The following is a 17,797-nucleotide window of genomic DNA, read 5'->3' on the forward strand; positions in this document are numbered from 1 at the left end:
TCTGGAGCCCTGTCTCGTGCGGGAACGCAAGTCTCGCCGGGGGGCGGGGGCAAGGGGGCGGGGACAAAAGAGCGGGGGCAGGGCGAGAGGGCGGGTGCGCCCCGAGGATTGGGGCGCCGTTCACCCCGATGTCACCTGGGCCGCGTAGAAAAGTCTGTGCGCGGCGACAGAGCGAGACCGGATCGGGTGCCTGCCTCGGCCGCGCCGTGGTGAGCACCTCGCTCCCACCGCGGTCGCAGACCGCGAGACCCCCGCCGAATCGGGTCGGCGGGGGTCTCTCCCATCAGTGCGGGTGCCGCGCGTGCGAGGCGCTCAGCGACGAAGGTGCGCCTGCACCTTCACCTCGCCGTTGGCGATGCTCACCAGTTTGCCCGGTCCCCCGGCGAAATCGAGCGTCGAAGCCCAGACCGTGCCGTTCGAGGATGCGGCCACGCCCACCGCCCCCGGCAGAGCGGCGAACGGCGACACCTGGCCGTCCTTGACGATCGAGATCCCATCGCCGAACAGCTCGGCGACGTAGACCCGGTTCGCGGCGATGGAGAGGCTGGTCGGCCCGGAGAAGCCGGATGCGACCTGGCTGAGCGCACCGGTGCGGCTGTCGATCCGCCAGAGCGCGCCGAGAGACGCCGACTCCCCCGGAAAGCCGGGCAGCGTGGTCACGTAGATCGCGCCTCCCGGGCCGACGGCGACGCCGGTCGGGACCGGTTCGGCGTAGTAGACGTCTCCGATCGCGCAGTCCCCGAGCCCCAGCATCCCGGCCGTCTCTGCGGTGAGGGTGACCGGAACCGGTGGCAGCACCGCGAGCGTGCTGATCTCTCCCTTGTCGCTGACCTGGTACACCGCGTTGGAGGCGGCATCGGCGACCAGCCAGCCCCTGTGCCAGGCGGCGACGCCGTAGACATGAGAGTCGTACAGGCCGGTGTAGGCCGTGCCCGCAGCGCAGCTCGTCGGGTCCGTGACGCCGTACGCATTGCCCGCATCGGGGTTGTTCGCATCCTCGTACGCCCGCAGATCGACGTATCGGGTCCCGCTGCGCGGGTCGCGGATGTTCAGGCCGCTCTCGGTGATGACGGGCGGCTCCGCGCCGCCGTCCTCGACCGAGGATCCGTAGGCCATCCACGAGCCGCGCGTCGCGAGGCCGGCGAGCCCCGGAACGCCCTCGACGATGGGAGCGATGCTGCCGTCCGGCTGCAGCTGTCCGACGGTGCCCGTCCCGCCGTCGGCGACGAGCAGGCGGTGACCTTCCACGGCGAGACTGAACGGCGCCGCGAGCTGCGTCGACCATTCCTTCACCACCGGCGTCCGGTCGGCTGCCGACGCGAGCGCCGGCGTTGTGAGAGCGAGAGCCGAGAGGGCGCTCACTGCGATGAGTGCACGACGAACGCGCATGATGCCTCCGATTCCCGGTCCGGTTTCCACGCCGGACCGTGTTCAAACCGGGCGGAGCCTCCCCAGCAGACGTCCGGATGCCGATGAACCGACCTCGATGTCGGTTCGCCGACATCCTCCTCCGCGCTTCGTCGAAGTTCAAGAGCCTCCGTCCGACGCCTCGGAGACAGGGTCGACCGCGTGGTGCGACGGCGTCAGAGCCGCTCGAGGACGAGGGCGTTGGCCATGCCGCCGCCCTCGCACATCGTCTGCAGACCGAGACGGCCGCCGGTCGCCTCGAGGTGATCGAGAAGAGTGCCGAGCAGGCGGGTGCCCGAGGAACCGAGGGCGTGGCCGAGCGCGATGGCACCGCCGCGCGGGTTGAGCTTCGCCGGGTCGGCACCGAGCTCACTGGCCCAGGCGAGCGGCACCGAAGCGAAGGCCTCGTTGACCTCGTAGGCGTCGAGATCGTCGATCGTCAGACCCGCGCGCTCGAGCACGCGACGCGTGGCGGGGATCGGCCCGGTGAGCATCAGCATCGGGTCGTCGCCGATCACGTCGAACGCGCGGAAGCGGGCACGCGGGGTGAGACCGAGCTGCTCGGCGCGGTCGGCGCTCATCATCAGCGCGGCGGATGCCCCGTCGGTGAGCGGCGAGGAGTTTCCCGGCGTGATCGACCACTTCAGATCGGGGAATCGTTCGGCGAGCGCATCCGTGCGGAAGGACACCGGCAGCCCCGCCAGCTTCTCGGCCGTCGTCCCCTCGCGCACGGTCTCGTCGGCTCTGACATCCGGAGCCTCAGGCACCGCGACAACGGTGCGGTCGAAGAATCCGTCCCGCCAGGCCTGTGCAGCGCGGGCGTGCGACCGGGCCGCGTACGCGTCGAGCCGGTCGCGGTCGAGACCCCAGCGCTGCGCGATGAGCTCAGCGCTCACACCCTGATTCACCAGCCCGTCCGGATAGCGCGCCCGGAGCCGCGGCGACATCGGCGTGCCGCCCGCTGCGGAGGCACCGAGCGGCACGCGGCTCATCGACTCCACTCCACCGACGATGACGATGTCGCTCTCCCCGGCCGCGATCCCCGCGGCGGCGAAGTGCACGGCCTGCTGACTCGAACCGCACTGCCGGTCGATCGTCGTCGCCGGCACCGTCTCGTCGAAGCCCGCCGCGAGCACGGCCTGCCTGGCGATATTCATGGCCTGATCGCCCACCTGGCTGACGCAGCCGAGCAGCACGTCGTCGACCTGCCCCGACTCGATCCCATTGCGCTCGAGCAGGCTCTGCAGCACACCGGCGGCGAGATCGACGGGATGCACGCCCGACAGCATCCCCCCGGGCTTGCCCCGACCCACCGGGGTGCGGACGACGTCGACGATCACGGCTTCGCTGCTCATGGCTCCATCCTGCCCCGATCAGATGCTGGCCGTCGCCGGGCGGCGATCAGGCGGTCAGGAACGGGGCAGGTGCGAGAGGGTCGGCGAGTAGTCGATCGAAGGCGGCGTCCGCGGCGCCGATCAGCAGGCGATCGGCGCCGAGAGCGGCGGATGCCAGCTGCAGGCCCTCCGAGGGCGCGGCGAGCGCCTGAGCGCGCACGGCCTCATCGAACGACTTGCGGTCCAGGTCGCGGAGCACCGCGAGGAAACCGCCGAGCACGATCATCGAGGGGTTGAGCACATTGACGGCGTTGCGCAGAGTCGCGGCGAGGATCCGGCGCTGCCGCGCGGCCTCCTCACTCGCCTGCACAGCGGAGCTGTCGGCCAGGGCGAGGGCGAGCTCGTCGTCGTCCGCCCCTCCCAGACCCGCCGACGCCAGCAGCCGGGCGCGGTTGACCTCGTCTTCCAGCACCCCGTCATCGACACGTCGATCCCTGGCATCCGCGATGCACGCCGCCGTCTGCCCCCATTCGCCGGCGTACCCGCCCGCCCCGCCGATGAGCTGACCGTGCAGGATCAGTCCGCCGCCGATGCCGCTGGCGCCGCCGTTGAGGTACACCACGTCGGCGTGCTCCCGCGCCGCCCCGAACAGCCGCTCGGCGCGCGCCCCGTACGATGCGTCGTTTCCGACCGCGACCGGCAGCCCCAGCGCCGCGGATAGAGGACCGCCGATCTCGGCATCCCGCCAGCCGAGGTGAGGGGCCAATCGCACGATGCCGTCGGCCATGCGCACCAGGCCCGGCACCGCCACGCCGGCGCCGATCACCCGGCACCCCTGCAGATCACCGCTCCACCCGTCGACCACCCGCGCGACCACGTCGATCACCTCATCGACGTCGGGCCGGGTGACCGCGACGCGCGCGCGACGGCGCACCACGCCGCCCAGCGATACCGCGCCGACCTCGACCGCATCGATCTCGGGGTTGATGCCGATGGCGACCACGTCACGGCTCGGCGCGACGATCGGCGAGGGCCGACCGACCCGCCGGGTGGGATCGGGGTCGTGCTCGTCGACGAGACCCGCCTCGGCGAGACGGGAGACGAGGTCGCTGACCGTCGATCGGTTCAGCCCCGTCTCGGCGGTGATCACCGCGCGCGAGCGCGGTCCGCTGTGGTGCACCAGTCGCAGCACCTCGCCGAGGTTGGTGCGCCGTACGCCCTCGACCGTCGTGGCGCGTTCGCTCATGCTTGGTCCGCTTTCTGCCGCCGTCGATCCCCAGGCTACCGAGGAGCGGGCCGCTCGGTCACTGCTCGACGCCGACCGGTGCGTATTCGAACGTCTCGATCGCCAGCTGCCCCTGGGCGACGCGCCCCGAGCTGCTCGCGCACACCCCGAGCCACAGACCCAGGAACCCGCCCGTCGACGACGCGTCGAGCTGCCGCGCGTCGACCGTCGCGAGCGAGAGCCCGTCGTGCAAGAACTCGAGCTCGTACCCGCGGGCGTGCAGGTGCAGCTCGATCCGCGCGTGGTCGGGCAGAGTGCGCGAGGCGAGCTGAGCCTCGTCGCCAGCGCGCACGTGCACGACGCTCAGCACCGCGCCCGCAGCCGTTCGCGTCACGACGGCCGCGGCGTGGTCCTGCTCCGACTGGCGCACGACCAGCGCACCGCTCTCGCCCTCGGCCAGCCCGCCGATGTCCAGCACGCAGCGCACGTCGGCGTCGGAGTGCTGCTGCCGGATGCCCAGGAACGCCACGGTCGTGGCATCCCGCAGCGTCGCCGATCGCACCGGCATCCGCCAGGTCTCGCCGTCCGCCGAGCCGATCTCCGCCGGGAGCGCGCGCAGCGCCGTCCACCGCGCATCCTGCGGGAGCACGGCGCCCGCCCGGCGATCGTCGGGCTGCCAGCTTCCGGCCGGAGCGGCCTGCGTCGCCCATGGCGCCGCGATCTCGTGCGGCAGCACCCCCTCGCCGGGAGCGAAGACGGGCCACCCGTTCTGCCATTCGATCGGGCAGAGGAACGTCTCGCGTCCCAGCGGGTAGTGGTGCCCGTCGGCCGCGCGCATCGCGAGCATCAGCGCCTGCCACGAGCCGTCCGGCGCCTGCACGAGGTCGGCGTGCCCCGCCCCGATCACGTCCGTACGGCGGCCGAGATGACGGTGCGTGAAGACGGGATTCGCCCTATTGCCCTGATAGGGACCGGTCACCGCGGCGGCCCTGGCCACGCTCACGGCGTGGTGGAATTCGGTGCCGCCCTCGGCTGCGACGAGATACCATTCGCCGTCGATCGGGTACAGGTGCGGGCCCTCCGCCCACACCGCACCGTGCACGGCCCCTCGCCAGATCACGTGCTCGTCGCCGATCAGCGCGTGCTGCGCGGGAGAGTACTCCCGCACCCAGACCTCGGTCTGGTGGTACCACTCCGGATCGCGCGCGAGGCGCGTGCCGTGCATCCACACGCGTCCGTCGTCGTCGAAGGCCAGCGACGGGTCGATCCCGTCGACGTCCAGCATCACCGGGTCGCTCCACGGACCCTCCGGCTGCTCGGCGGTGACGACGAAGTTGCCTCCTCGGCTCGGATCGGCAGGGTCGACGAGTGTGCACACCACCCAGAACAGGCCGAGACCGTGACGGATCGTGGGCGCGTACAGACCACCCGACGAACGGATCCCATCGAAGTCGAGCATCCCTGAGCGGTCGATGACGTGGCCGATCGTCTCCCACCGCACCAGATCGCGCGAGCGCATCACCGGCAGGCCGGGAAGATACTCGAACGTCGAGGTCACGAGGTAATACCACTCCCCCACCCGGCACACCGACGGGTCGGGATGACAGCCGGGCAGCACGGGGTTGGTGGCGGTCATGCCGGCACCCCCTGCGACACCTCGACGGTCACGACACGACCGTCGCCGCCGGTCACCCGGTGCACGTCCCCGGTGAGCACCATGCGGCGCGGCGTCGTGGCCGCGCCGGGCAGCACCACCCGCTCACGGATGCGCTCGTTCGAGATCGCGCCGCCGGTCGTGCCGGCGAGATCGGCTGCGGGAGCGGATGCCGCGGCATGGGCCGCCGCCCAGACCAGCACCTCCCCCGGTTCGACGACGCGGGTGAGGGTGCGGTCGGTGAAGGCGAAGCGACCGGCGGGCACGTCGAAGCTCACCCGACGGCTCTCGCCCGGATCGACCGCCACCCGCGCGTAGCCGAGCAGCTGCGTGACAGGGCGGGTGACGGATGCCGCGACGTCTCGGCCGTACAGCTGAACGATCTCGTCTCCGGGCAGGTCGCCCGTGTTGGTCACGGTGACCGACGCGGTGAAGCGGCCGTCGGTACTCGCCTCGGCGGGCACCTCCAGGTCGTCGTAGGCGAAGGTCGTGTACGACAGGCCGAACCCGAACGGCCGCAGCGGCGTGGGGTCGGTGGCGGTCACCTCCGAGGGGCCGCCGAGGATGGGATGCAGGTAGCTGTACGGCTGCGCGCCCGAGAAGCGGGGCAGGCTGACCGGCATCCGGCCCGACGGCACGACCTCTCCGGTCAGCACCTGGGCGATCGCCGTGCCGCCCGCCTCGCCGGGGAAGAACGACTGCAGCACCGCGGCCGGTCGCGCGGCGCCCTCCAGCGCCCACCCGATCGCGTACGGGCGGCCGGTCAGCAGGATCATGATGACCGGCGTGCCGGTCTCGACGATCCGCTCGACGAGCTCGCGCTGCACACCGGGCAGATCGAGCGACTGCACGTCGTTGCCCTCGCCGACCGTGCCCCGGCCGAACAGACCCGCCTGATCGCCGACGACCACGACGGCCAGGTCGGCGTCCGCTGCCGCCTGAGCCGCGGCGTCGAACCCGGACCGGTCGGTGCCCTCGACGTCGCATCCGCTCAGGTGCACGATCTCGGCATCCGGCATCGCCGCGACGAGCGCCTCGCGGACCGTGGGGATCTCGAATCCGATCTCGTGGTCGGGGTGATGGGCGAGCACGTGGTTGGCGAAGGAATAGCAGCCCTGCAGCGCAGCCGCGCGGTCGGCGTTCGGCCCGACCAGGGCGATGCGCGCGCGACGGTCGGATAGAGGCAGCACCCCGTCGTTCGCGAGCAGCACGACCGACTCGGCGGCCAGGCGCAGCGCGACCGCTCGGTGCTCGGCGGTGTCGAGGTCGACGACCGCCGGCGGCTCGTCCTGGAAGGCCTCCGCCTCGAGCAGTCCGAGCTCCTCTTTCTGCGTAAGCACGCGGATCACGGCGCGATCGAGGTAGGCCTCGTCGAGCTCTCCTGCGCGCACGCGCTCGGTGAGCGGCGCGAGGTAGGCGTCGCCGGACGGCAGTTCGACGTCGATCCCGGCCTTCAGCGCGAGTTCGGCGGCCTCACCGCGATCACGCGCGACGGCGTGCATGACCTCGAGGAAGGCTACGGCGAAGTAGTCGGCGACGACGACCCCGTCGAAGCCGAGCCCGTCGCGCAGCAGGTCGGTGAGCAACGACGGGTCGGCTGCCACGGGCAGCCCGTCGATCTCGGAGTAGCTGTTCATGACCCCGCGCGCACCGCCGTCGCGGATGGCCATCTCGAACGGCGGCAGGAAGACGTCGGCGACCTCGCGCGGGCCGGCCGAGACCGGGGCGTGGTTGCGCCCCGCGCGCGACCCGGAGTAGCCGAGGAAGTGCTTGAGGGTCGCGTGCACGCCCTGCGACTGCAAGCCCTGCACGTAAGCGGTGCCGATCGTTCCGACCAGGTACGGATCCTCGCCGATGCACTCGTCGACGCGCCCCCAGCGCGGATCGCGGACGACGTCGAGCACCGGGGCGAGGCCCTGATGGATGCCGAGCTCGCGCATCGACTGCCCGATCAGCGCGCCCATCTGTGCGACGAGATCCGGATCGAAGGCGGCGCCCCAGGCGAGCGGCGTGGGGAACGTCGCAGCCTTCCACGCCGCAAGGCCCGTGAGGCACTCCTCGTGCACGATCGCGGGGATGCCCAGGCGCGTCTCGCGCCGCAGCCGGCGCTGCTCGTTCCACAGCCACGCCGCCCGCTCGGCCGGGTCGACGGGGCGGGTGCCGTACACGCGCGTGTAGTGGCCGATGCCGTCGCGCGTGATATCGCTCAGGGCGCTCGACGCTCCCGCCGAGGCCATCTCGTTCTGCATCGGGGCGACCACGTCGCCGCCCTGGTCGAGCCAGTAGCCGACGAGCTGGGCGGCCTTCTCGTCGAGGGTCATCCGCGCGAGGATCTCGGCGACGCGAGCCGAGGGGGTCGGGAAGGCGGGCACACCGTGCGGTGCGGCCGGGGATGAGGTGCGATCGAACATGTCAGCCCTTCACGGCTCCGGTCAGTCCGCCGACGATGCGGCGCTCGAACAGGCTGAAGAAGACCAGTGCGGGCAGCATCGACAGCGAGGTGTAGGCCAGCACGCGGGCGGTGTCGACCGAGTACTGGAAGGCGAAGTTCTGCACACCCAGCGGCAGGGTGAACAGGCTCTGATCGCTCAGGATGAACAGCGGCAGCATGTAGCCGTTCCACGCGCCCACGAACGCGAGGATGCCGACCGTGATGACGCCCGGGAGGCTCAGCGGCAGCACCATCCGCCAGAAGAACCCCAGTCGGGAGGCTCCGTCGATCGACGCCGCCTCCTCCAGTTCCCTGGGGATCGCCCGCAGGAACGGGACGAGGATGATGATCGTCATCGGCAGGGCGAAGGCGATCTGCGGGAGGATGATGCCGGCGAGGCTGTTCACCAGACCGAGGTTGCGGATGAGGATGTACAGCGGGGTGATGGCGACCGTGACGGGGAACATCAGACCGGCCGCGAACAGCGAGTACATCAGGCCGCGCCCGCCGAAGTCGTAGCGGGCGATCACGTAGCTGGCCATGAGACCGAGCAGAACCGCGCCCACGGTGGTGCCCACCGCCGAGATCGTGGAGTTCATCATGGCGACCCAGAACTCCGAGCTGGCCAGCACGTCACCGTAGTTGGCGAACTGCCAGGGCGCCGGGAACCCGGACGGGTCGAGGGTGATCTGCGAGTTCGTGCGGAACCCGCCGATGATGATGTAGAGCACCGGGGTGATGCAGATGGCGATCAGCACCAGCGCGACCAGGTAGACCGCGGGGCTGCCCCACTTGACGCCGGACTCGCGCACGCGGCGCGGCCCCTTCGGGGTGATCGCCTGGATGGCGACCCGGGTGTTCAGGCTGTCGGCACTCACTTGCGCTTCCTTCCGCCGTCGCCGGTCAGTGCGCCCTCGGTGTCGCGGCGCAGGACGAAGCGCTGGTAGAGGAGCGCGACGATGAGCGTGATGATGAACAGCATCACGGCGACGGCGTTGCCGAATCCGTAGCTGCCGGCCAGGTGGCCGTTCTGGTACATGTAGGTCGCCATCGTCGAGGTGCCTGCCGTGGCGGCGATGTACTGACCCCAGATGATGTTGACCAGGTCGAACAGCTGCAGCGACCCGATGATCGACAGGAACGCCCAGATGCGGATGGTGGGTCCCAGCAGCGGTACGGTGATCGCCCACTGCATCTTCCAGAAGCCGGCGCCGTCGATGGCCGCGGCTTCGTAGAGCTCCTCGGGGATGGACTGCATCCCCGCCAGCATGAGGATGACGGCGAAGCCGAGGTACTTCCAGGTGATGATGATCATCAGCGACGTCATGGCGATCGACGGATCGGCGATCCACGACTGCTGGAAGTCGCCGAGGCCCCACTTCTCGAGCAGGGAGTTCAGCGCCCCGGCATCCTGCAGCATCAGGCTCCAGCCGATGCCGACGATCACCTCGGAGATGACGTACGGGGCGAAGATCAGGATGCGGATGATCGAGCGCCCGCGGATCTTCTGGTTCATCAGCAGAGCGAACAGGATCGCGACCGGGCCCTGCAACAGCAGCGACAGCACCACGATGATGCCGTTGTGCGTGACGGCCTGGCGGAACGTGTCGTCCTGCCAGATCATCACGTAGTTGTCGAGACCGATGAACTCGGTCGGCCAGCCGAAGCCGTTCCACTTGAAGAAGCCGTAGAACGCGGCCATCGCCACCGGCAGGATGACGAAGCCGACGAACATGATCAGGGCGGGTCCCGAGAGGAGCGCTATCTCTGCGCGCTTGCGCCAGTCGGCCCGCCGCGGTCGCCGCTCCGGGGCGGGCGTCGCGCCCGCCCCGGAGACGGCGTCCTTCTCAGGCACCGTGGTGCGCTGCAGTGCCTGGATGTCGTGCATGGTTCGGTCAGCCTCGCGCCTGCGCCTTGGCGACGGTGTCGACGAGCTTCTCCGGGCTGCCCTGACCAGCGAGCATCTCGACGACGCTGGTGTTCAGCGCGTTTCCGACGTTCTGGCCGAGAGCGGTGTCGAGCCACAGAGCGACGTACGGCGCCTTCTGGTACGCCTCCATCAGCGGCTTCAGCGAGGGGTCGGTGACCGCGCCGGTGGCCTCCTGCGAGGCGGGGACGGTCTGGAACGCGACCGCGTACTTCTCCTGCCACTCCTTCGACGAGACGAAGTTGAGGAATTCCTCGCACGATGCAGGCGAGTCCTTGGCACAGGAGTATCCGTCGACGCCGCCCATCATGGCGCCCGCTCCGCCGTCTCCGCCTTCGACCTCGGGGAAGGGGAACCAGCCGAGGTCGGGCAGCGGCTTCTCGTCAGGCGTCAGGCTGGCGATCACACCCACGTCCCAGGCGCCCATGAGCTCCATGGCCGCCTTGTGATTGGCGATGAGGCCGGCGGACGAGTTGGCGCCCTCCTGCGGATCGGTGGTCAGGAAGCCCTTGTGGAACGGCTCGGTGGCGGCGAACTCCTGGAAGTTCTTCGCGGCTTCGAGCCAGCACGGGTTGGTGAAGTCGGCGTCGGTGACGAGGTTCTCGATGACGTCCTGGTCGCAGGCGCGCACCGCGAAGAAGTAGTACCAGTGCGCTGCCGGCCATGCCGCCTTGGCGCCGAGGGCGATCGGCGCGACGCCGGCACCCTTGAGCTTCGAGACGGCGTCGTTGAGCTCGTCGAACGTGGTGGGCTCGGAGGTGATGCCCGCCTGCTCGAAGAGATCTTTGCTGTAGAACATGCCGCCGGGAAGCACGGCGCTGGGCATGCCGTAGATCTTGCCGTCGACGGTGAACGCACCGAACGGCGCGTCCCCCATGGCCTCCTTGACGTCGTCGTCGATGAGGTCGGTGAGGTCCTTCACCTTGTCGGCGCTGACGATGTCGGCAAGCTTGCCGCCACCGCGCGCCATGAAGATGTCGGGCATGTCACCGGAGTTGACGGCGGTCTGCAGCTTGCCGTCCATGTCTTCGTTCTGGATGGACGTGACCTTGATCGTGACGTCCTTGTTCTCCTTCTGGAACGCGGCCGCAGCGTCTTCCCAGTACTGCTTGCCCTCGCCGGTGGTGGAGTTGTGCCACATGGTCAGCGTCTCGCCGCCGCCGTCTCCGCCGCTCGAGCTCGAGCAGCCGCTCAGGCCGAGTGCTCCCACGGCCACGACGGCAGCCGCCGCGAGCCAGGTCTTCCGGATCTTCATGCTGTGTCTCCTCATCGTTGAGTGGCTGGGCGAGGCTATTTGTTGTCAACGACACCCAATCTCGTCGCCACCACTTTGGCACCTGACCCGGATCATGTCAATCGTTATCGATAACGTTTTCGCTCATTAGGCTGGGTGTATGGTCGCCCGCCCCACCATCCATGACGTCGCGAAGGCCGCCGGCGTCTCGGTCGCCACCGTCTCGAAGGCGATCAACGGTCGCGACGGCGTCGCGCCCGCCACACTCACGCAGGTGATGAACGTCGTCGAGGAGCTGGGATATGCCAGTTCGCTGGTGGCGACATCGATGCGCCGCCGGCAGACCAACGTGATCGGTGTTCTCGTCGCCGAGTTCGAGCCGTTCGCGGTGCAGCTGCTGCAGGGGGTGTCGACCGCCCTGCAGAACACCCGCTACGACGTTCTCGCATACGCCGGCAGCGTCTCAGCCGGAGAGCACCTCGGCTGGGAGCGGCGCTCCCTGTCCCGCCTCGGCGGGACACTCATCGACGGGGCGATCATCGTCACGCCGACCACGACGCCTGCTCACGCCACGGTGCCGATCGTCGCCGTCGACCCGCATGCCGGGCCGAAGGGCACCTCCACCGTGAGCGTGCACAACCACGACGGCGCACGGGCGGCCGTCGAGCACCTGATCAGCCTCGGGCACCGGCGCATCGGGCATCTGCGCGGTCGTACCGACCTCGAGTCCGCGCACCAGCGCGAGGAGGGGTACCGGCGCGCTCTGCGCGATGCCGGCATCGCCTTCGACCCCGCCCTCGTCGTCGACGGCGGCTACCGCGCCGCCGACTCCACTGCCGGAGCCCACCACCTGCTCGCCCTCCCCGCTCGCCCCACCGCGATCTTCGCCGCGAACGACCAGTCGGCCATCGAGATGATGCGCATCGCCGCCGAGCGGGGGCTGCGGGTTCCGCACGATCTGTCGGTTGTCGGATTCGACGATGTGCCCGAGGCCGCCTCGCACGATCCGCAGCTCACCACGGTGCGTCAGCCGCTGCACGAGATGGGCAGGATCGCCGTGCGCGTGCTGCTGGGCATGCTCGACGATGGTGCCCCCGAGCACGTGCGGCTGCCCGCCGAGCTCGTCGTGCGCTCGTCGACCGCTGCCCCCGCGCGGTGAGGCCCGCGGCCCCCCGCGTGCCCAGGTCGGGACGTTGCGCCTTCGGCATCCGATTGATATGTTCGGCTCTACAACATTTCATCGACGTCGCTGAAGGCGGATCACATGTCTCTCACCCCCACCAAGGCCGACCGATTCTCGTTCGGGCTCTGGACCATCGGCTACAACGGCACCGACCCGTTCGGGGGTCCGACCCGGCCCGCGCTCGACGTCGTGCACGCCGTCGAGAAGCTCGATGAGCTCGGCGCATACGGCCTCACCTTCCACGACGACGATCTGTTCGCCTTCGGGTCGACCGACACCGAGCGGCAGAAGCAGATCGACCGGCTGAAGGGGGCACTCGACGCCACCGGCCTCGTCGTGCCGATGGTCACGACCAACCTGTTCAGCGCGCCGGTCTTCAAGGACGGCGGCTTCACCTCGAACGACCGGCAGGTGCGTCGCTTCGCGCTGCGCAAGGTGCTGCGCAACCTCGACCTCGCGGCCGAGCTGGGGGCCAAGACGTTCGTCATGTGGGGAGGCCGCGAGGGCGCCGAGTACGACTCGGCGAAAGACATCCAGGCCGCCCTCGAGCGCTACCGCGAGGCGGTCAACCTGCTCGGCGACTACGTCACCGACAAGGGCTACGACATCCGCTTCGCCATCGAGCCCAAACCCAATGAGCCCCGCGGCGACATCCTGCTGCCCACCCTCGGCCACGCGATCGCGTTCATCGACTCGCTCGAGCACCCCGAGCTGGTCGGCCTGAACCCCGAGGTGGGTCACGAGCAGATGGCGGGCCTGAACTTCACGGCCGGTATCGCCCAGGCGCTGTACCACGGCAAGCTCTTCCACATCGACCTGAACGGCCAGCGCGGCATCAAGTACGACCAGGACCTCGTCTTCGGGCACGGCGACCTGAACAACGCGTTCTCGCTCGTCGACCTGCTCGAGCACGGCGGTCCGAACGGCGGTGCCGCCTACGACGGCCCCCGCCACTTCGACTACAAGCCGAGCCGCACCGAAGACGAGACGGGCGTGTGGGATTCGGCCGCCGCGAACATGCGCATGTATCTGCTGCTCAAGCAGCGTGCAGAGGCGTTCCGCGCCGACCCGGAGGTGCAGGAGGCCCTTGCCGCCGCGAAGGTCGCCGAGCTCGCGCAGCCCACCCTCGGCGAGGGCGAGTCGTACGACGACCTGCTCGCCGACCGCAGCGCCTACGAGGAGTTCGACGCCGACTCGTACCTGGGCGGACACGGCTTCGGCTTCGTGCGCCTGCAGCAGCTGGCCACCGAGCACCTCATGGGCGCCCGCTGACCCGGTCGCCCCTTCGCCGACACCGCGCCCTGCCGCCGAGACCCCGCCCTGCCGACGTCGACACGGCGGGATGTCGGCGAGAGCTCGGGGTGTCGGCGCAGCCGAGCGCAGAGGAGAGGATGCTGATATGGCACTCGTGATGGGGGTCGACTCGTCGACCCAGTCGTGCAAGGTCGTCGTGAGGGATGCGGCGACCGGCGCCGTCGTGCGCACCGGACGCGCCCCGCATCCGGAGGGAACGGAGGTCGACCCCGAGGCGTGGTGGGATGCCCTGCAGCGGGCGATCGCCGACGCGGGCGGGATGGACGACGTCGCCGCGTGGTCGATCGCCGGTCAGCAGCATGGCCTCGTCGCCCTCGACTCGCGTGGCGAAGTCATCCGCCCCGCGCTGCTGTGGAACGACACGAGATCGGCAGGAGCCGCCGCGTGCCTGACCGCCGAGCTCGGCGCCGACCATCTCGCCGAGCGCACGGGAGTCGTGCCCGTGGCGTCGTTCACCGTGACGAAGCTGCGCTGGATGGCCGACCACGAGCCGAGCGACGCGGCGCGCATCGCTGCCGTCGCTCTGCCACACGACTGGCTGACCTGGCGGCTGCGGGGCTTCGGCCCGGTGTCGGAGAGGCAGGACGCTCGGCTCGACGAGCTGATCACCGACCGCTCCGACGCCAGCGGGACGGGGTACTGGGGAGCGGACGGCTACGACCGCGACATCCTGTCGCACGCGCTGCGCCGCGATGCTGCGCGGGTGGTGCTCCCCCGCGTGCTGCACCCGCACGAGCACGTCTCCGACCCCGACGGACGCCGTGTCGCGCCCGGAGCCGGCGACAACGCGGGGGCGGCCCTCGGGCTCGGTGCACGGCAGGGCGATGCGGTCGTCTCGATCGGCACGTCGGGCACGGTCTTCGCCGTGACCGACGCCCCGGTGCGTGATGCGTCGGGCACGGTGGCCGGGTTCGCCGACGCCGCGGGCGGGTGGCTGCCGCTGATCGCGACGCTGAACGCGGCGCGGGTGATGGATGCCACGGCGGCCCTGCTCGGAGTCGACCACCACGCCCTCAGCGACCTGGCTCTCGCCGCCGAGCCGGGTGCGGGCGGATTGGTGCTGCAGCCGTGGTTCGAGGGTGAGCGCACCCCCAACCGTCCGGATGCCACCGCCACTCTCTTCGGCATGACGCTGGCCAGCACGACTCGCGAGAACCTCGCGCGTGCGGCGATCGAGGGCGTGCTGTGCGGTCTGGCGGAAGGGCTCGACGCGATCCGCCGGCAGGGCGTCGAGGTCGGCCGCGTTCTGCTGACCGGCGGTGCAGCGCAGAATCCCGCGGTGCAGCGGATCGCCTCCGAGGTCTTCGACGTGCCTGTCGTCGTGCCTCAGCCCCAGGAGTACGTCGCCCTCGGCGCGTGCGCGCAGGCCGCGTGGGCCCTGACCGGCTCGCGTCCGGCGTGGGCGGCCGACGCCGACGCGCCCGCGGCCACGGGCGCGCCGGTCTCGAGCATCCGCTCCCAGTACGCCGCTCGACTGCCCTAGCCGCCGCGGCCGATCCGGCCGATGCCCGAGAACCACTTCCGGCATGAGAAGCGCGTTCACACGCGATGTCTCATGCCGGATGTGGTTTCTCGACGCGCGAGCTGCAGATCAGAGGGCGCGGATCGTCCAGGAGGCCGCGTGTGAGGCGCCTGGCTCGAGAACCACAAGACCGGCGCCGGAGTTGAAGGCGTCCGGCGCGCAGGTCATCGGCTCTACCGCCAGCCCGACCCGGTGCGTCGCGTGCGCCTCGGGGGTGTCGGCGGTGTGGATCTGCACCCACGGGCACACCTCGTCCCAGCTGATGGCCGTGCCGGTGCCGTCTGCGGCAGTCACCTGCACCTCGGCGATGCCGCCGATCCGCTCGAGCGCGGTGAAGGCGTGGTCGATGAAGGTCTCCCCGATCATGCGGGCCGTGCGGAAGTCCCACTCCGGATGCCGGTCGACCGGCTCTACCGCGACGGGACTCAGCCGGTCGTCGGTCACGGTGAGCACCTCGGATGCCGGCAGCGACAGCGTCCACGCGTCCACGGCTCCCGGCAGGGACGGGGAAGCGACCAGATACGGATGGGGGCCTGTACCCCACGGCGCAGCGTCGGTCCCGAGGTTGCGCCCGGTCACGACCTGCGTCAGACCGTCGGCGCCGAGGCGGTACTCCACCTCGACCTCGACGCGGAACGGGTATCCCGCCTGCGGCTCGATCACCGCCGTGAGCACGACCCGGTCGGGCTCGACGACCTGATCGGCGAACTCCAGCCAGGCCGCCAGTCCGTGCAGGGCGTGCCCCCGCGACGGCTCGGTGAGCGCGAGCCGGTGCTGAGCGCCGGCGAACGCGTAGCGGCCGTCGACGACGCGGTTCGGCCACGGCGCCAGCGTGGCGCCACGGTAGTTCGGCCGCACCTCGTCGGCGTCGAACGGCACGACGAGGTCGCGCCCCTCGTGCGTGAGCGTGCGCAGCGAGGCCCCGACGCTGGCAATCACCGCCGCATAGCCGTGCCCGGCGATCGAGAGCTGACGGCCGGATGCCGGCAGCATCACAGCCCCTGAGCCAGGCGGTGGTACGCCGCGTTCCAGCGGACCTGCTTCTGGAACTCGGGCAGGGTCGTCGACTCGTCGATGACGAGCAGCTCGACTTCGGCCATCTCGGCGAAGTCGCGGAATGCGTCGATGCCCACCGCGGTCGACATGACCGTGTGGTGCGCGGCGCCGGCGGTCAGCCACGCGGCTGCGCTGGTGTTGAAGTCCGGCGCGGGCTTCCACACCGCACGTCCCACCGGCAGCTTCGGCAGCGCCGCCCGTGGCTCGACGTTCTCGACGACGTTCGCCGTGAGACGGAACCGGTCGCGCATGTCGCTCAGCGCGACGACGACGGCCGGCCCCGGGTCGGCTGTGAAGACCAGGCGCACCGGGTCGTCCTTGCCGCCGATGCCGAGCGGGTGGATCTCGAGGGTCGGCTTGTGCGACGTGAGCGACGGAGAGACCTCGAGCATGTGCGCGCCGAGGATCAGCTCGTCGCCGGGAGTCATGTCGTAGGTGTAGTCCTCCATGAGGCTGGCGCCGCCGCGCAGGCCCGCACCCATCACGTTCGCCACGCGCACGAGGATCGCCGTCTTCCAGTCGCCCTCGGCGCCGAACCCGTAGCCCTCGGCCATCAGGCGCTGCACGGCCAGGCCCGGCAGCTGCTTCAGCTCGCCGAGGTCTTCGAACGAGGTGGTGAAGGCGCCGAACCCGCCCTCCTCGAGGAACGAGCGCAGCCCGATCTCAATGGCGGCGCCGTCGCGCAGTGACTGGTGGCGGTCGCCGCCGCGACGCAGCTCGGGCGCTACCTCGTACAGCTCCTCGTACTCGGCGACGAGGGCGTCGATGTCGCTTGACGAGGCGGCGGCCACGGCATCCGCCAGGTCGTTCACGCCCCACGTGTTCACCTGCACGCCGAAGCGCAGCTCGGCCTCCGTCTTGTCGCCCTCGGTGACCGCGACGAAGCGCATGTTGTCGCCGAAGCGGGCGAGCTTCAGCGAACGGGCGGCGGCGAGACCGGCGGCGGCGCGCTGCCAGGTCGCGAGCTCCTGGCGCACGCGCGGGTCGGATGCGTGACCGACGATGGTCTTGCGCGGCACTCCGAGACGGGTCTGGATGTACCCGAACTCGCGGTCGCCGTGCGCGGCCTGGTTGAGGTTCATGAAGTCGAAGTCGATGTCTGCCCAGGGCAGCTCGACGTTCGCCTGCGTGTGCAGGTGCGCGAGCGGCTTCTGCAGCGCGTCGAGCCCGGCGATCCACATCTTGGCCGGGCTGAACGTGTGCATCCAGGCGATCAGGCCGATCACGCGGTCATCGGCGTTGGCCTCAAGTGCGATGCGGCGGATGGATGCCGAGTCGGTGAGCACCGGCTTCCAGACGATCCGCACGGGCACCTCGCTCGCCTCGTCGAGCGTCCGTGCGATCTGCTGCGACTGATCGGCGACCTGGGCGAGGGTCTCGGGACCGTAGAGGTGCTGGCTGCCGGTGAGGAACCAGACCTCGTACTCGTCGAGAGAGGTGGTGAGCGGGGTGCGGGTCATGGGTGTTCCTTGTGCTGTCGGCCCGGTCGGGCGGTTCATGCTGAATGGGT

General features: G+C 70.4%; 13 protein-coding genes. 3 read left to right on the forward strand and 10 right to left on the reverse strand.

Annotated features, from left to right (window positions below; genetic code table 11):
- Positions 1–312: 312 nt before the first annotated feature.
- From V2S05_RS08450 to V2S05_RS08485, 8 genes are all read right to left on the reverse strand, one after another.
- Positions 313–1,389, reverse strand: coding sequence for a ScyD/ScyE family protein (locus V2S05_RS08450; RefSeq protein WP_413634735.1), 1,077 nt, complete (start codon positions 1,387–1,389; stop codon positions 313–315).
- A gap of 194 nt (positions 1,390–1,583) precedes the next feature.
- A complete protein-coding gene (locus V2S05_RS08455; protein ID WP_413634736.1) occupies positions 1,584–2,762 on the reverse strand; it encodes a thiolase family protein in 1,179 nt (392 codons plus the stop codon).
- A 46-nt stretch (positions 2,763–2,808) separates the two neighbouring features.
- Positions 2,809–3,987 (reverse strand): ROK family transcriptional regulator, encoded by a 1,179-nt coding sequence (locus V2S05_RS08460; RefSeq protein ID WP_413634737.1) that lies wholly within the window; start codon positions 3,985–3,987, stop codon positions 2,809–2,811.
- A gap of 58 nt (positions 3,988–4,045) precedes the next feature.
- A complete protein-coding gene (locus V2S05_RS08465; protein ID WP_413634738.1) occupies positions 4,046–5,602 on the reverse strand; it encodes a family 43 glycosylhydrolase in 1,557 nt (518 codons plus the stop codon).
- A complete protein-coding gene (locus V2S05_RS08470; protein ID WP_413634739.1) occupies positions 5,599–8,031 on the reverse strand; it encodes a beta-glucosidase in 2,433 nt (810 codons plus the stop codon). The genes V2S05_RS08465 and V2S05_RS08470 overlap by 4 nt, the downstream gene beginning before the upstream one ends.
- Before the next feature lies 1 nt (position 8,032).
- Positions 8,033–8,896, reverse strand: a complete 864-nt coding sequence (locus tag V2S05_RS08475) for a carbohydrate ABC transporter permease (protein ID WP_413635259.1) — start codon at positions 8,894–8,896, stop codon at positions 8,033–8,035.
- Positions 8,897–8,925: 29 nt separating this feature from the next.
- Positions 8,926–9,939: a carbohydrate ABC transporter permease gene (locus V2S05_RS08480; RefSeq protein WP_413634740.1), complete on the reverse strand. Its 1,014-nt coding sequence runs from the start codon at positions 9,937–9,939 to the stop codon at positions 8,926–8,928.
- Positions 9,940–9,946: 7 nt separating this feature from the next.
- Entirely contained in the window at positions 9,947–11,233 is a 1,287-nt protein-coding gene (locus tag V2S05_RS08485; RefSeq protein ID WP_413634741.1) for an extracellular solute-binding protein, read from the reverse strand.
- Between the two features lie 139 nt (positions 11,234–11,372).
- On the opposite strand from V2S05_RS08485, the gene V2S05_RS08490 reads away from it, so the two are divergent.
- The 3 genes from V2S05_RS08490 (at position 11,373) to xylB (ending at position 15,192) form a co-directional block, all read left to right on the forward strand.
- The gene (locus V2S05_RS08490) at positions 11,373–12,371 is read left to right on the forward strand and encodes a LacI family DNA-binding transcriptional regulator (RefSeq protein ID WP_413634742.1); all 999 of its coding nucleotides are present in this window, start codon (positions 11,373–11,375) and stop codon (positions 12,369–12,371) included.
- A 105-nt stretch (positions 12,372–12,476) separates the two neighbouring features.
- On the forward strand, positions 12,477–13,667 hold the full coding sequence (gene xylA / locus V2S05_RS08495) for a xylose isomerase (protein WP_413634743.1): 1,191 nt from the start codon (positions 12,477–12,479) through the stop codon (positions 13,665–13,667).
- Between the two features lie 127 nt (positions 13,668–13,794).
- Positions 13,795–15,192 (forward strand): xylulokinase, encoded by a 1,398-nt coding sequence (gene xylB / locus V2S05_RS08500; RefSeq protein WP_413634744.1) that lies wholly within the window; start codon positions 13,795–13,797, stop codon positions 15,190–15,192.
- A 108-nt stretch (positions 15,193–15,300) separates the two neighbouring features.
- Here the strand turns inward: xylB and V2S05_RS08505 are convergent, their stop codons facing one another.
- Together V2S05_RS08505 and araA are read right to left on the reverse strand one after the other, a co-directional pair.
- Positions 15,301–16,224 (reverse strand): aldose 1-epimerase family protein, encoded by a 924-nt coding sequence (locus V2S05_RS08505; protein ID WP_413634745.1) that lies wholly within the window; start codon positions 16,222–16,224, stop codon positions 15,301–15,303.
- Positions 16,224–17,747: an L-arabinose isomerase gene (araA, locus tag V2S05_RS08510; protein ID WP_413634746.1), complete on the reverse strand. Its 1,524-nt coding sequence runs from the start codon at positions 17,745–17,747 to the stop codon at positions 16,224–16,226. Before araA ends, V2S05_RS08505 begins: the two co-directional genes overlap by 1 nt.
- Positions 17,748–17,797 lie beyond the last annotated feature (50 nt).

Origin of the sequence: Microbacterium sp. OR16, from assembly GCF_047306725.1 — a bacterium.
Taxonomy (GTDB): Bacteria; Actinomycetota; Actinomycetes; order Actinomycetales; family Microbacteriaceae; genus Microbacterium.